A 14410-nucleotide genomic window follows, 5' to 3' on the forward strand; every position below is an offset into this window, starting at 1 on the left:
GTCAGCGCGCGTTGCGACGCGACAGATTCTCTTCCCAGGACAGGGCATCGGCGACGATCCGGTCGAGATCGTCGAAGCGCGGCGTCCAGCCGAAGCGCTCGCGCGCGATCGACGCGTCGGCCACGATCGAGGTCGCATCGCCCGGCCGGCGTCCCGCGAAGCGCACGTCGAACTCCTTGCCCACCACGCGGCGCACCGTATCGAGAACCTGAAGCACGGAATAGCCGTGGCCATAGCCGCAATTGGCGATGAGCGACTCGCCTCCGCCGCGCAGATAGCGCAGGGCCTGCGCATGAGCGTCGGCGAGATCGCTCACATGGATATAGTCGCGCACGCAGGTGCCATCCGGCGTATCATAGTCCGTGCCGTAGACATCCATATGGGTCCGCTTGCCGAGCGCGGTCTCGCTCGCGACCTTGATCAGATGGGTCGCGCCCTTGGTGGACTGGCCGGTGCGGCCCTTGGGATCGGCGCCCGCCACGTTGAAATAGCGCAGCGCCGCGAAGGTCAGCGGATGAGCCGCGGCTGTGTCGCGCAGCATCAGCTCCGTCATCCATTTGGACGTGCCATAGGGCGATTCGGGCGCGGGTGGCTGCGTTTCCTGCACCGGCATCTGGCGCGGCGAGCCATAGACGGCGGCAGTCGAAGAGAAGATGAAATGCTTCACGCCGCAGCGCACGGCGCTTTCGATCAACGCACGGCTGGCCACCGTATTGTTGAGATAGTAGCCGAGCGGATCGGAGACGGATTCCGGCACCACGATCGAACCGGCGAAATGAATGATCTCGGTGACGCCGAATTCGGCGATCACGCGCTCCACGAAGGGCTGGTCGTTGATGTCGCCGACCTGCAACCGCGCTTCCGTGGGCACCGCCCATTCGAAGCCGGTGGACAAGCGGTCGATCACCACCACGTCCTCGCCGGCATCGACGAGATTCCAGACCATGTGGCTGCCGATGTAACCGGCGCCGCCCGTTACGAGAACCGTCATGCTTGTCGCCTTTCCCCAGCCACGCTGGCGCCAGAGCTAGAGGCTTTGCCGCAGCGCGGCAAGCAGGGCGTGCATTTTGGGTTAAGAGCCGAGGGCAGAACCCTGCGGCGGATCGACCCGCAGGGTTTTGCCCCCGGCTCTAAGCGAACACCCGCGACGCCGCTGCGAAGCGCGCGGGAGCGTCGTCAGGTTTCGCGGAAGGCGCGGCTGAAACTGTCCTCGAGAGGCTTCAGGAGATATTCGAGGAAGGTGCGCTCGCCGGTCTTGATATAGGTCTCGACCGGCATGCCGGGATAGATCTGCGCGATGGCGACGCCGGGCGGCAAATGGTCCGACAGACGCAGGCGTGCGACGTAGTAGGGCTGCTCTGTGCGTGGATCCACCAGCCGGTCGGGCGAAACGAAGGTGACGGTGGCGTCCACGGTCGGCGTCAGACGGTTCAGCGCGGTGAATCGCAGGTCGGCATGCTGGTTGACATGAACCGCGTCGATGTCCTGCGGGGTCAGCCGCGCTTCCACGATCATGTTTTCGCCGGTCGGCAGAATTTCGGCCATGGGCTGGCCGGGCGAGACCACCGCGCCCTTGGCGTTGTAATTGACCTTGACCACGACGCCCGCGCTCGGCGAGCGCACGGTGACGCGCTCCAAGACGGCCTCGGCGGCCTGCAACTGCTCGTCCACGTCGGCGATGCGCGCGCGCGTCTCGTTCAGCTCGGCGGCAGCGGTTTCCACGCGCTTGCTCTGGAGGCGGGCGATCTGCTCCTTCTTTTCCTCGACCTGGGTCTTGGCCGACAGAACGCTGGAGCCGAACTCGCCGATCTGGCCGGTGAGCTGCGCCTGCGACAGGAGAAAGTCGGTATATTCGCGCCGGTTGGCGAGGCCCTTGTCGAGCAGAGCCTTGCGGCGCTTCAGCTCTTCCTTGACCACGGCCAGTTGTTCCTGTGCGGCGCTTTTCTGCTCGCCAAGGCCCTGGATCTGCTCGCTCAGCGCGGCGATCTGCTGGCCGATGATCGCAACTTCGCGCCGATGGCCTTCGAGCTTGGTGGTGAATTCCTTCATCTGCTCGGACAGGACATTGGCGAGCGGCGCGTCGTCCGGCTGCTGGCGGAGCTTGGCCGGGAACACGAGGTCCGGCGCGCCGTCGCGCTCGGCCGAGAGACGCGCGGCGCGTGCTTCCAGCGACAGAAGCTGATTGCGCAGCCGGTTGCGCTGCGCCCCGGCCGAGGAGGATTCGAAGCGGAAGAGCGGCTGCTCGGCCGCGATCCGATCGCCCTCGCGCACCAGGATTTCGGAGACGATGCCCCCTTCCAGATGCTGGATCTGGAGGTTGCGCCCGGCCGCGACCACGAAGCCGTGGGCGATCGCCGCGCCCGAGAGGGGAGCCGTGGTGGCCCAGACGCCGAAGCCGCAGAGGAACAAGCCCGACAGGGCAAGGCCGGCCAGCGTCAGCTTGCGCGACTGGGTGGGCACCGCATCGGCCCAATGGGCACGCGGCGGACGGGCGCGCTGGGCGCTGGGGCCGGATATCCGGGGCGCCAAACGGTCCTCGCTCATTGCATCCCTCCCTGCGCGCTGGTCGGCGCTTGACCCTGGCCGAACTGACCCTTCACCACCATGGATTCGATGCGGCGGCGCGCTTCGCCCTCGCGCTGGTCGGCCTCCGCCTTTCGGCGGGCAGCCTGCCTTGCATAGACATCGGCCTTGGGGCCGACATCGTCGATCGCTCCGTCGCGCAGGATCATGATGCTGTCGGCCAGTTCCGCGACATTGCGCCGCTGGGTGACGAGCAGAACGGTCACGCCGTCGCTTTGCGCGTTGCGCAGCGCCTGTTCGAGGGCCATGTCGCCCTCGTTGTCGAGATGGGCGTTCGGCTCGTCCAGGATCAGAAGACGCGGGCCGCCGAAAAAGGCGCGGGCCAGCCCGACACGCTGGCGCTGGCCGCCGGACAATTGATGTCCCGCAGGCCCGAGCAGTGTGTCGTAGCCTTTGGGCAAGCGCTGGATCAGGTCGTGGACCTGCGCCTTTTTGGCCGCTTCCACGATCTCCGCATCGGCGGCGTCCGGTTCGAAGCGGGCGATGTTCTGGGCCACGGTGCCCGGCAGCATTTCGACGTCCTGCGCGAGATAGCCGACGCGCCGGCCGAGCTGTTCGGGGTCCCAGTTGCGGATATCGGCGCCGTCCACCCTGACGGAGCCTGCATGGATGGGCATGGCGCCGATCAGCGTGCGTGCGAAGGTCGATTTGCCGGCACCCGACGGGCCGACCACGACCATGCAGGTGCCGGCCGGAATCTGCACCGAGACGCGCTTCAGCAGTGGTTCGGCGACGGGATTATGCGGGGCGAGCACGACAAGCTGTTGGATCGTCACCAGGCCGGTCGGCTCGGGAAGCTCGGTGGCCTTGGGGCGGGGAGTTGCGCTGGACAGCGCCTTTTGCAGACGCTCCCAAGCCTTGCGCGTTTCCACGAACTGCTTCCAGCCGGCGATCACCTGATCGATCGGCTGAAGGCCGCGCCCGGAAATCAGCGAGGAGGCGAAGATCATGCCGCCCGACATTTCGCGCTGGAGTACGAGATAGCCGCCCGTGCCGAGAATGGCGATCTGCAGTCCCAGGCGAAACGCCTTGGAGGCCCCCGCGAACCAGGCATTGGTGCGGTTCATGCGATCCTGAGCGGCGAGCGAGCGCGCTTCGGACGCGCCCCAGGCGTCGATCGTGTTCTCCATCATGCCCATGGCGCGGATGCTTTCGGCATTGCGCACGAAGCTCTGGGCCGACAGCATCGCGGCCATCGAGTTCTCGCTCGCCACGGTCGCGGCACGGGCCGAGGCCTGCTGGTTGCAATAGGCGAGGATGGCCAGAACCACGGCGCCGAACAGGGTCAGGAAGAACAGGGCCGGGTGGAGAAACCACAAAAGCCCGATGAAGAGGGGCGAGAAGGGCAGATCGAGATAGCCGAAGATCGAGCGCCCGCCGACGAAACCGCGCACGGTCTGGAGATCGCGCAGCGGCTGCGTGTCGCCGACGCCCGCGCGCGGCCCGTTCATGGAGGCGATCATCGCCTCGTTGGCGGCCGCCACCTCGATCCGCGCGCCGAGGCGGCTGGCGATAGCGTTGCGCACCGCGTCGAGAACGCCGAGCAGGGCCAGCGCCAAGGCGGCCATGATCGAGATATAGATCAGCGTATCGACCGAGCCGGACGAGAGAACGCGGTCATAGACTTGAAGCATGTAGACGGGCTGGGTCAAAAGCAGGAGGTTCACCACGAAGGTGAAGCCCATCAGTCCCGCCAACCCGGCCCAGACCGTGCTGCGCACGCGCTCGATCGCATTCATGGAAAGCCGCAATCCCGATCGACCCGAGCCCAAGCGCGCCGGGTCGCCCTCATTCTCGCCGTAGGGCTGTTGGGGTAACCTTAAATGGCGTGAAAGGCTAGTATTATAGTTAAAATTTTCCGAACGGAAGCAGCCCTGACGGAAGAGGTCAAGCCTGTTCTTCCTCGGTTGGTCCGATGGCGTTTACCGCAAAAGACTAAGACCGCGCTAATAATGGCTCAGTCTGTTGCGTTGCGGAAGCAGGTCGCGCACAAGAAGCACCACATAACCCTATCGGTAGCCGGTGATCATCACCCGAAAGGAAATTTATGAGCACCCTTGTGCATCCTATCATCATTGCCGGCGGCTCCGGGACGCGCCTCTGGCCCGTGTCGCGCGACACGATGCCCAAGCAGTTCGTTTCCCTCCTGGGCGAAGGGCGCACGACGTTCGAGGAGACGATGCTGCGCGTCGTCGGCCCGCGTTTTGCGAAGCCCATCGTCGTCACTCACTCCGACTTCCGCTTCACGGTCGCCGAGCAACTGGCGCGCAACGGCATTGAGGCTGACATCGTGCTGGAGCCCGAGCGGCGGGACTCTGCGATGGCCATTGCTGTCGCTACCGTTGTTGCCAATCTGCGCGATGGCGATGCCGTCTGCCTCGTTCTGGCCGCCGACCATGTGATCAGCGACGGCGAAGCCTTCACGCGCGACTGCCTGACGGCAGCCGAGGCGGCACGCGGCGGGCGCATCATGATGCTCGGCATTCAGCCGAGCTGGCCCGCGACCGGCTATGGCTATATCGCGCCGGGCGCTCCGCTGGACGACAGCGGCCGCCTGTTCGAGGTGGCGCGCTTTGCCGAAAAGCCCAATGCCGAGACGGCCGAGCACTATATTCGCGAAGGCTACAGCTGGAACAGCGGCAATTTCGTTTTCCCGGCCTCGCTCATGGTCGAAGAACTGACCGCCAACGCACCCGACACGCTGAAGGCGGCGGAAGGGGCGGTGGATGGCGCGCAGCGCGATCTCGACTTCCTGCGCCTCGACGCCGAGCGTTTCGCGAGCGCCCCGCGCATCTCGATCGACTATGCGGTGATGGAAAAGACCGCGCGCGCGGGCGTCCTGAAAGCCTCCTTCGGCTGGTCGGATGTCGGCTCCTGGGACGCGCTCTACGACATCAAGTCGCAGGATGGCGACCGCAACGTGCTGGAAGGCCCGGTCTCGGTGCTCGGCACGACGGGCAGCTTCGTGCGCTCCGACGAGGTGCTGACGACGGTGGTCGGCCTCGACAATGTCGTCGTCGTCTCGACGCCCGACGCCGTGCTCGTCGCCTCCAAGGACAAGGCGGCCGAGGTCAAGACGCTGGTGGCCAAGCTCCATAGCGAAGGCCGGCCGGAAGCCGGACAGCATCACAAGATCCACCGCCCTTGGGGCTGGTATCAGCGCATCGACATCGGCGAGCGCTTCCAGGTCAAGCATATCTGTGTGAAGCCGGGCGGTATCCTCAGCCTCCAGCGCCACTACCACCGCGCCGAGCACTGGGTCGTCGTGCGCGGCACGGCCGAAGTGACGGTGGACGGCACGGTGAAGCTGTTCCACGAGAACGAGGCCGCCTATCTGCCGATCGGCTGCACGCATCGCCTGCACAATCCCGGTAAGATCGACCTGAAGCTCATCGAAGTGCAGGTCGGCTCCTATACGGGCGAAGACGACATCGTGCGCATCGAGGACATCTACGCCCGCAACTGAGCGGCGCGTCCTCTCCCAAAAGAAAGGGCCTCCCGTGGGAGGCCCTTTTTCGTTTGCGAAGGAGAAAGCTCAGAGCGCGCGGGCCGCGCGCTCCAGACCCTCGTTCACCAGCGCCTTGGCGGCGTCGGGCGTCGCGGCCTCGGCATAGCAGCGCAGCTCGGGCGCGTTGCCCGAGGCGCGGAAATGCATGGTCTCGCCGCCCGACAGCGTGACATGAACACCGTCCAGACGGTTGACCGCGCCGGGCTGGCCCAGCCCTTCGAAGAAGCTCGCGCGGAAGCCATCGTCCTCGGCGAGCCGCGCCAGAAACGCGCTGCTCTTCTCGCCCGGCACGTTCTGAAGCCGGTGCGAGGCGGCGGGCTTGGCGCCGACGCGCTCCACCAGAATCGAGAGCGGAACGCCCGCCTTGCGGCTCGCCACCAGCGCGCAGAGGAGCGGAAGCAGCGCGTCGCGCGTCGGCAGGGCGGGGATGGTGCGCCCGTCCACGATCGCGTCCGTGCCCTGAATGAAGCCGCCATTGGCCTCAAACCCGGCGACGCCCTTGCGCCCCTCTGCCAAGGCTTCCTCGATGCCGGCGATCACATAGGGCGAGCCGACGCGGGTGCGCAGAACCTTGTCCACGAGGCCTGAGCTTTCCAACGCCGAGCCCGAGGTGACGGGCGTCACGATCGTGTCGAAGCCGAGAGTGCCGGCGGCGATCAGGCCGAGCACATCGCCCCGGATCACCTCGCCGCGCTCGTCCGCCATAAGAGGCCGGTCGGCATCGCCATCGGTGGAGAGGATCGCGTCGAAACCGCCGGCCGCCGCGTCGCTGAGGATCTGGAGGTCTTCCGGGCGATGGGCCTCGGTGTCCACGGGGATGAAGTGATCGGCGCGCCCGAAGGGCACGGCCTCGCCGCCCAGCGCCTCGACCGCCTCGGCCAGGACATCGCGCGCAACCGAACTGTGCTGATAGATGCCGATGCGCGCGCCCTTGAGCGCTTCCGAGCCGAAGGCATCGACCGCGCGCTGGAGATAGCGCGCGCGCGCGTCCGAACTCGCGATTCCGGCCGGGGGCGTCAGGCTTTCGCTTGCCACGGGGCCGAGCGCTTCGAAGGCGGAGAGAATGTCCGTCTCGTCGGCCTTGGTGATCTCACCCTTGAGCCCATAGAATTTCAGGCCGTTGCGGTCTTCCGGGATATGGCTGCCCGTCACCATGACGGCGGGCAGGCCGAGCCGGGCCGCTTCCAAAGCGAGCGCCGGTGTCGGCACCGCGCCCGCGTCAATCGGCTCGAAGCCCGCGTCCCGCGCGGCCGCGGCGGCAAGCCCCGCGATCTCGGGGCTGCTCGCGCGCAGGTCGCGGCCGATCACGACGCGCTTCGGCGCGCCGCGCTCGCTCATCACCCGCAGAAAGGCGAGCGTATAGCGATAGCTGGGTTCGCCGACGAGATCGGTGACGAGACCGCGCAGGCCGCTGGTTCCGAACTTCAGGCTCATGAAGACCTATCCTGCCGTTGAGTTGGGTGAAGAATGAATGCGGCTCAGCCTTTGCGCCAGAGGGCACGGAGCCGTTTTGTGAGGGCGTCGAGAAGGGGAGGGATCAGTGCTGCGACCGATCGCCCGAGCTGCCCGGCGGCTCGTCCATCGGCTGATAGGTGATGAAGAAGATCCAGATCCCGTAGGCGCCGATCGCCGCCGTGATCAGCGCCCAGGTTTGGCTGCCGGCATAAAGCTCGACCCCCGCCCAGACGAAGCAGACCGCGACGGTGACGACGCGCCGCCATAGCGGGCGAAAGAAGGGGTGGTGCTGGTCCTTCATGCTCGGCCTTTCCCGAAGGTCGGTTTGGCCGCCCTTATAGCCTATCCCCCGCAAAAGACGACCGCGCCGAGCACCTGTCTTTCGCGCATTCGCGTGAGCGCTCAGCCGGCCCGGCCGAGCGAGGCGGGCGGCGCGACGGGGTCCGCCACTGCAGGGCGCGCCGGCGCTGGCGCCTTGGCCTTGCCCGTCTGGCTGACGCCGCGCCACCATTCGAGAAACAGGGCGAGCGCGTAGTGAAGCGCAAGGCCGGTTGCGATCAGCAGCGTGTCGAAGAGAAACGAGGGCTCGCGATGCAGGCGCAGGATCTGCGCAAGCAGCGACAGGATCGTGCCGGTCGCGAAGATCGGCAGAGAATGGCGGCCGATCAGGCAGAGTGGGTTCGCGGCTCCGATGCGCCGGAAGACCGAGCCATAGGGCGCGTGGACGAAGACATAGACCAGAGCGGCCAGATGCATGAGGCGCGGCAGCGTCACGAAGGTCTTGTCGAAGCCCGTCATCAGGAAGGGGCCGGGCACCATGGCCGACCAGTGCCAGAGCTGGAACTCCACGAACAGGAAGGACAGGAAGAGATAGACGAGCGCGACGGCGTAGAGCGTCGGATGATAGGCGACGAGCGCCCGCCCGCCGGCTTTGGCGAGGCCCGCCGCCAGCCCGATGGCGAAGACCATCTGCCAGGCGAAAGGGTTGAACTGCCAGCCGCCGGGATTGGGATGGTTCGGCAGGTTGAAGCCCGTCGTACCGGCCACGGCCCAGAGCGTCGCGGAGACGATCAGAAGGCCATAAACGCCGAAGCGGCGCACCAGCGCCAGCATGAGAGGCAGCATCAGAAGGATGACGCAGTACATCGGCAGGATGTTGAGATAGGCGAGCTGATGCATGAGCGTCGCAACGCCGGCCAGCGTCTCGATCGGCTGGGTGACGAAATAACCGATGCCAAGCTCCATGAGATAGCGCCCGTCGCCGGTGGTCATCGCGGCGATCGCGAAGAGCGCGACGGTGATCATCGTCAGCGTGATATGAACGAGATAGAGCGTGCCGGCGCGGCGCAGCGCCTTGAGGCTCGCCACGAGCGCCGAGCCTTGGAGGAACGATCGCCCGTAGGCGAAGGCCGAGGCGAAGCCGGCCAGGAACACGAAAAGCTCGGCCGAGTCCGAAAAGCCGTAATTGCGCGAGGTCAGGTGCTCCCACATCACGCCCGGCACGTGGTTGATGAAGATCGTCAACAGGGCGAAGCCGCGAAAGAAATCGACGCGATGATCGCGTGCCGTGCCCGATGCTCCAACCCTTGCCGATGTCATGCCCTGCCATTCCATTCTCTGCGTGGCGAAGCCGTCGCCGCGCTTCAAGCCTGGCCAGCGAACGATCCGCCGTCATGCCTGCGGCAGGCTGTTCGCCGGTCGCTTCGCGTGCCGCCTTCGTCCAAGGCCAGACAGCTCTTTCGCTCGGGGAGCTTTCCCGCAGCTTCCGGCTGCACCCGCGAGCGACCCGGCCTTCCAGCTGTTCACTCGCTTCATGCGACGATGCGATGGGTGGGTGAGACCCATCAGTCATATAGACTTAGGATTAAGGTCGGCCAGCTGAACCGTTTCTGAACGTCATCTTCCCGCAGTCAACCAAACAAAGCGGGCAAGACGGCGTGCGGGGGCGCCGTGGGTTTGGCGCAGGCCCAAACGAAAACGCCGGACGGGGAGGGCCCCGCCCGGCGCGCGATCCTCGATAAGGCTTCGATCAGGCCGTGGCGATGGCCGCCGGCGGCAAGGGCGAAGCGCTGGAGTCCTTCGTGATGTTCGGTTCGCGCCCGATGGTCTCGTCGGTCAAGCGGCGGCGCCATTTCTCCGACGAACGGATGACCGGCTCCGGGTCGAGTTCGAAGGGCGTTGCGAAGACACTTGTCTTGCGCACGAAATCACCCAACGCGGGGTCGCCCGAAAGCGAGATGAAGAGCGGCGCGATCAGCAGCGGAATGGCGATCGGGCAGACCCAGAAGAACAGCTCGAACGCGTAGAAGAAGGTGAGGAACAAGAGCACCGCACCGGCGATCACCATCCACCAGGACGCCTGGAAGGCGGTTTTCAGCGGCAGGCCCTCGTCGTCGCGGTCGGTGGACGGCCAGCCGCTGTCGAGGCCGAGCAGGATTTCCGCCACCGCCTTGGACTGGAACATCATCATGATCGGGGCGAGCGCGCTGGTCAGCACAAGCTCGACGCCGCCGCCGAGCAGCACGGTGAACAGGCCGCCGAAGGCCGTCGAGCGGCGCGTGAAGGCCGTGTAGCAGGCGATCAGGGTCTTGGGCAGAAGAAGCAGGAGCACGATGCCGAGCAGCAGGAGCAGCGCCTTGCCGGTTTCAGGCTGCGGGAAGACGGGGAACAGCGAATCGGCCGGGAAATAGTTCGGCGCGGGGCTGAGGATCGGGTCGAGAAGGCTGACGATCAGGAACAGGAGCCAGATCGGCGAGGCCGCATAGGCCATGATGCCGGAGATCATCGACACCCGGCTCCAGAAGCGGATGTTGGGCGCGGGGACAAGACGCCCGTGCTGAAGATTGCCCTGGCACCAGCGCCGGTCGCGCTTGGCATATTCGATCAGATTGGTCGGCGCTTCCTCGAAGGAGCCCTGAAGATCGGGGTCCACGCGGACCTTGAAGCCGGAGCGCGCGAGAAGCGCGGCTTCCACAAAGTCGTGGGAGAGGATGTGCCCGCCGAAAGGCGGCTTGCCCGAGAGATTGGGCAGGCCGCAATGATCGGCGAAGGCGCGGGTGCGGATGATCGCGTTATGACCCCAGAACGGACCTTCGCGCCCCTGCAGCGAGGCGATGCCGCGCGAGAAGACGGGCGAATAGAGCGCTGCCGAAAATTGCAGCGCGCGGCCGAACAGGGTGCGACGGCCGATGATGAGCGGCTGCGTCTGCAAAAGGGCGAGCTCGGGATCGGCGTCCATGCGCGCGACCATTTCGAGCATGGTCTCGGGCCGCATCAGCGAGTCGGCGTCGAGGATCAGCATATAGTCGTAAGCGCCGCCGCAATTGGTGACGAAGTCCGCGATATTGCCGGCCTTGCGGCCGATATTCTTCTTGCGGTTGCGATAATAGAGATGGCTGCCCGCTTCCAGCGCGGCCGCGACGGAGAAGGTCGCGCGGCGCTCGGCCGCCACGGCCTCGGCCTTGGTGGAATCCGAAAGGATATGGACGTCGAAATTGTCGAGCCGGCGGATCGCCTGGAGGCCCTCGATCATGGCCGCGACGCGCGCCAGAACGGCGTCGGCGTCTTCGTTGTAGACCGGCATGAGAATGGCCGTGCGGCTTTGCGAGCGCCGCCCGTCGGGCGCTGCCGTCCAGCGCCGGCCCCGGCGCGAGAAGATGCCGACCACCGCCGTGTTGAAGCCCCAGGCGAGCCAGAGGCAGCAGACGATCAGCAGCAACACCTGCACCACATGGAGCCAGGTCGTGCCATTGGCCGTGATCACCACGGCGAACAGGACGCCGGCCACGACGGCCAGGAGCAGCGCGAACAGCGCGAAGAAGAATCTACCCAATACGATCACGGACGCGCTCGCTGACAAGGATCTCGTGCGGGCGGCGACATCATCACGAGACCTTGACGGAATCATGAGAGGCGCGCCGGCCCGTCTCCGGCGCCAGGACGGATACAACATCCGCCCGTGACGCCATGGTCTGATGAAATGGCTCGGCCGGGAGGTTGGTCCCGGCCGTCATGCGTTCAATGGCCTTCGCCGACCCCGTGGGTCAGGTGCTCGCGCAGGATGGGCCGCACGGGCATGGCGAGCGGCGAGCGGGGCTGCGGCAGCACCAGCTTGCGCAGAAAGGCCAGCGCCTTGCGCTTGCCCAGCCGCGCCGCCTCGATCACCACCTGCGGCTCCGGCCCGGTGCGCCCGTCGAAGGCCAGCCGCTCGGCGATGGCGGCCAGAACCTCCTCCTCCGAAAGGTCCGGCCGGCCGACGAGATAGCCGACGGGGCGGGAGTCGAAGAACCGCTCGGCCTCGCCCGGAGGCGCAAGGGACGGGTTGCGCGAGATCACGGACGGCCCGTCCATTGGTACAACCATGTTTCGGAGATGATGCGCTGGTTAAAGGAGAGCTTGGCGCGCAGCTCCACCGGACTGGCGTTCAGCTTCTCCAGTTCGATCGACAGGCGCCAGCCGCCGCCCGGCAGGCGCGACACGCCGCTATGAACGAGGCGCGCCCCATCGGCCGGCACATCGACGATCGGCACGACCATCGCGTCGAGCGGCAGGTTCTGCGCCGTGCCGGCCTCGAAATTGATTTCGAAGCGCCAGAGATTGGTGTCCGCCGTGTCGGCACCGTTGCCGCCGACGCCCGCATAGGTGCCGCCGACCACGGCGACATGGCTCTGCATCTCGGTCATCGAGCCCCAATGCATCCGGTAGCGGAACTCGAACTGCGAGCCGGCCTTGGGCTTTTCTTCCGGCACCCAGAAGGCGACGATATTGTCGTTCACTTCGGAATTGGTCGGGATCTCCACGAGCTGGATGCTGCCCCGACCCCAGTCGCCGAGCGGCTCGATCAGGAGCGAGGGGCGAAGCTCGTAATGGGCCTCGACATCCTCGTAATGGGAGAAGTCGCGATCGCGCTGCAGCAGGCCGAACATTTTCGGCGAGGCTTCGGTGAAATAGGACAGGGCGAGATCGTCCGGGTTCTTGAGCGGACGCCACAGGCGTTCGCCGTTCGGACGCAGGATGAACAAGCCGTCGCTGTCATGCACCTGCGGGCGGAAATCCTCGCGCTTGCTGTGGTCGTTCTCCCCGAAATAGAACATCGAGGTCAGCGGCGCGACGCCCAGCCGCTCCACCTCGCCGCGGAAGAACAGACGCGCGGTGACGTCGATCACCGTCTGCGGGCCGGGCTTGAGTAGGAAGGCGTAAGCGCCTGTCAGGCTGGGGCCTTCCAACTCGGCGAAGATCTGCACCGTCTCGTCGGTGGGCTGAGGCTTCACGATGAAGAAGGAAGTGAAGCGCGGGAACTCTTCCGCCGTGGTGGTCGCCGTGTTGATGGCGAGACCACGGGCCGACAGACCGTACCGGTTGTTCATGCCGAGCGCGCGGAAATAGGACGCGCCGAGGAACGAGACCAGTTCGTCGAAGAGATCGGGCCGGTCGAGCGGATAGTTCAGGCGGAAACCCGCCACGCCAGGAAGCTGGATGGTCTGAAAGAGCGAGGGATCGAGCGGAGCCAGGAATTCGAAATCGGCGCCCGAGAAGACCTGCGGCTGGAAATGCGTGCCGTCGCCCACATAAATGCGGGTGATCGCCTTGTAGAGGAAGCCCGGGAAATAGGCCTGCATCTGGAAGTTCAGCGGCTCGTTCGCCCAGACGGTCCGGTCCCGCCGGTACAGGATGCGCCGGTAATGGTCGTAGTCGAGATCCTGGATCACCTGGGGCAGTTCGTTGCCGGGATCCTGATAGGGCTGGGCCGCGCGATTGCGCATCGCCGCCGACAGATTGTCGAAGGAGAAGGCGTTCAGATCGACATGAATCGGGGGGGAAGCCGGCGCGGCGGCCGGTTGCGGCTCACCCTGCGGCGCGGGCGCTGCCGGCTGGGCTTGCGGGTCCTGGGCCCGAGCCTGCGTCCAGAGCAGCGTGATCACGCCGCCCAGACCGTATTTCAGAGCCGTGCGTCGGGAAAGATGCGAGGGTCTCGTCACGGGAATGGCGATCTTCTTCTCGTTGAATGCGCACGCCTTTGAGCATATGCGAAAAGCCGTGAATAGCCTAGCTTTCGCGAGAGGCTTCAACAAGTTCGCCGGCTTTCGCTTGGGTTAGGCGTCCACAAGTCCGCGTCGGGCCTGCCGCAACGGGGCCGCAAGCCATGCCAAGGCCCGCTGAACCCCGTTTGGGGCGGAAGTGAGGAAGAGCCTCGACGCCAACCGCGAGCGCCGTGTCGCTTGAGGTCGGCCGCCGCCGCGCTCAGCGCAGGCGGCGCAGTCTCACGCTCAGGAGCTGGTCCACCTGCTGGAGCGAACTCAGGAGCGCCGAGCGTTCGCGCTCCTCCATCGCGTTGCCAAGCTCGGTTTCCAGCCGCATCCACAGGGCGAGCACGCGCTCCTTGGCCGCTTCCCCCGCGCTGGTCAGCGTCACCATGGTGCGGCGCGCATCGCGGCTATTGGATTCGCGCAGCACGAGATTCTTCTCGATCAGGCGATCCAGCATCTTCGAGACGGTGGACGGGCGCACGGCGAGTTGGTCGGCCAGCATGGATACGCTGACGGACTCGCCGGGCGTCAGGCGCACGAGGAGCTGATCCTGGCCAGGATGCAGATCGATCTGCGCCAGAAGCAGCGCCAGAAAGGCGCGGGTTGATTTGGCGATCGAAAGAAGGGTCGCGACCAGCTGCGCGTCTTCGTTCGTCGACTCGGAAGGTGAGGCCGTCATCGTGTCCGGCACGCCTGAGCCTCGCAGACTGATACGCTCGTTCATGCGAAACGATATGCAAGAACGCATTTCGTTTCGCATTTAAGTAATTATAAGCTGGCTTACGAAAGCGAAAGATGGTCGGGCGCGGATTGTCTCGCTTTTCGAAGGACTTGCGCC

Annotated in this window: 11 protein-coding genes; 1 reads left to right on the forward strand and 10 read right to left on the reverse strand. The window is 65.9% G+C overall.

The genetic code is table 11. The features are described from left to right. Position 1 precedes the first annotated feature (1 nt). From galE to NS365_RS19190, 3 genes are all read right to left on the reverse strand, one after another. Complete coding sequence (galE, locus tag NS365_RS19180) at positions 2-991, reverse strand: UDP-glucose 4-epimerase GalE (protein WP_058601912.1); 990 nt, start codon at positions 989-991, stop codon at positions 2-4. A gap of 185 nt (positions 992-1176) precedes the next feature. Further along, a complete protein-coding gene (locus NS365_RS19185) occupies positions 1177-2544 on the reverse strand; it encodes an HlyD family type I secretion periplasmic adaptor subunit (protein WP_058601913.1) in 1368 nt (455 codons plus the stop codon). Then, complete coding sequence (locus NS365_RS19190) at positions 2541-4322, reverse strand: type I secretion system permease/ATPase (RefSeq protein ID WP_058601914.1); 1782 nt, start codon at positions 4320-4322, stop codon at positions 2541-2543. The genes NS365_RS19185 and NS365_RS19190 overlap by 4 nt, the downstream gene beginning before the upstream one ends. A gap of 308 nt (positions 4323-4630) precedes the next feature. Between NS365_RS19190 and NS365_RS19195 the strand changes: the two genes are divergently transcribed. Continuing rightward, entirely contained in the window at positions 4631-6049 is a 1419-nt protein-coding gene (locus tag NS365_RS19195; RefSeq protein ID WP_058601915.1) for a mannose-1-phosphate guanylyltransferase/mannose-6-phosphate isomerase, read from the forward strand. Between the two features lie 69 nt (positions 6050-6118). On the opposite strand, the gene NS365_RS19200 is transcribed toward NS365_RS19195, so the two are convergent. From NS365_RS19200 to NS365_RS19230, 7 genes are all read right to left on the reverse strand, one after another. After that, positions 6119-7525, reverse strand: coding sequence for a phosphomannomutase (locus NS365_RS19200; RefSeq protein ID WP_058601916.1), 1407 nt, complete (start codon positions 7523-7525; stop codon positions 6119-6121). 103 nt (positions 7526-7628) lie between these two features. Next, positions 7629-7847, reverse strand: a complete 219-nt coding sequence (locus tag NS365_RS19205) for a hypothetical protein (RefSeq protein WP_058601917.1) — start codon at positions 7845-7847, stop codon at positions 7629-7631. A gap of 101 nt (positions 7848-7948) precedes the next feature. Continuing rightward, positions 7949-9145, reverse strand: coding sequence for an OpgC family protein (locus tag NS365_RS19210; protein ID WP_082684724.1), 1197 nt, complete (start codon positions 9143-9145; stop codon positions 7949-7951). Between the two features lie 430 nt (positions 9146-9575). Beyond that, positions 9576-11498, reverse strand: coding sequence for a glucans biosynthesis glucosyltransferase MdoH (gene mdoH, locus NS365_RS19215; RefSeq protein ID WP_343286845.1), 1923 nt, complete (start codon positions 11496-11498; stop codon positions 9576-9578). A gap of 65 nt (positions 11499-11563) precedes the next feature. Next, a complete protein-coding gene (locus tag NS365_RS19220; RefSeq protein WP_193753487.1) occupies positions 11564-11881 on the reverse strand; it encodes a hypothetical protein in 318 nt (105 codons plus the stop codon). Next, positions 11878-13524, reverse strand: a complete 1647-nt coding sequence (locus NS365_RS19225) for a glucan biosynthesis protein (RefSeq protein ID WP_244496435.1) — start codon at positions 13522-13524, stop codon at positions 11878-11880. Before NS365_RS19225 ends, NS365_RS19220 begins: the two co-directional genes overlap by 4 nt. 262 nt (positions 13525-13786) lie before the next feature. Next, positions 13787-14296, reverse strand: coding sequence for a MarR family winged helix-turn-helix transcriptional regulator (locus tag NS365_RS19230; protein ID WP_244496434.1), 510 nt, complete (start codon positions 14294-14296; stop codon positions 13787-13789). Positions 14297-14410: the final 114 nt, after the last annotated feature.

It is taken from the genome of Aureimonas ureilytica (genome assembly GCF_001475935.1).
Taxonomy (GTDB): domain Bacteria; phylum Pseudomonadota; class Alphaproteobacteria; order Rhizobiales; family Rhizobiaceae; genus Aureimonas; species Aureimonas ureilytica_A.

Coding starts and splice junctions, on each gene's coding strand:
- galE (WP_058601912.1), bottom strand. CDS start 991: ATGACGGTTCTCGTAACGGGCGGCGCCGGTTACATCGGCAGCCACATG.
- NS365_RS19185 (WP_058601913.1), bottom strand. CDS start 2,544: ATGAGCGAGGACCGTTTGGCGCCCCGGATATCCGGCCCCAGCGCCCAG.
- NS365_RS19190 (WP_058601914.1), bottom strand. CDS start 4,322: ATGAATGCGATCGAGCGCGTGCGCAGCACGGTCTGGGCCGGGTTGGCG.
- NS365_RS19195 (WP_058601915.1), top strand. CDS start 4,631: ATGAGCACCCTTGTGCATCCTATCATCATTGCCGGCGGCTCCGGGACG.
- NS365_RS19200 (WP_058601916.1), bottom strand. CDS start 7,525: ATGAGCCTGAAGTTCGGAACCAGCGGCCTGCGCGGTCTCGTCACCGAT.
- NS365_RS19205 (WP_058601917.1), bottom strand. CDS start 7,847: ATGAAGGACCAGCACCACCCCTTCTTTCGCCCGCTATGGCGGCGCGTC.
- NS365_RS19210 (WP_082684724.1), bottom strand. CDS start 9,145: ATGACATCGGCAAGGGTTGGAGCATCGGGCACGGCACGCGATCATCGC.
- mdoH (WP_343286845.1), bottom strand. CDS start 11,498: ATGTTGTATCCGTCCTGGCGCCGGAGACGGGCCGGCGCGCCTCTCATG.
- NS365_RS19230 (WP_244496434.1), bottom strand. CDS start 14,296: ATGAACGAGCGTATCAGTCTGCGAGGCTCAGGCGTGCCGGACACGATG.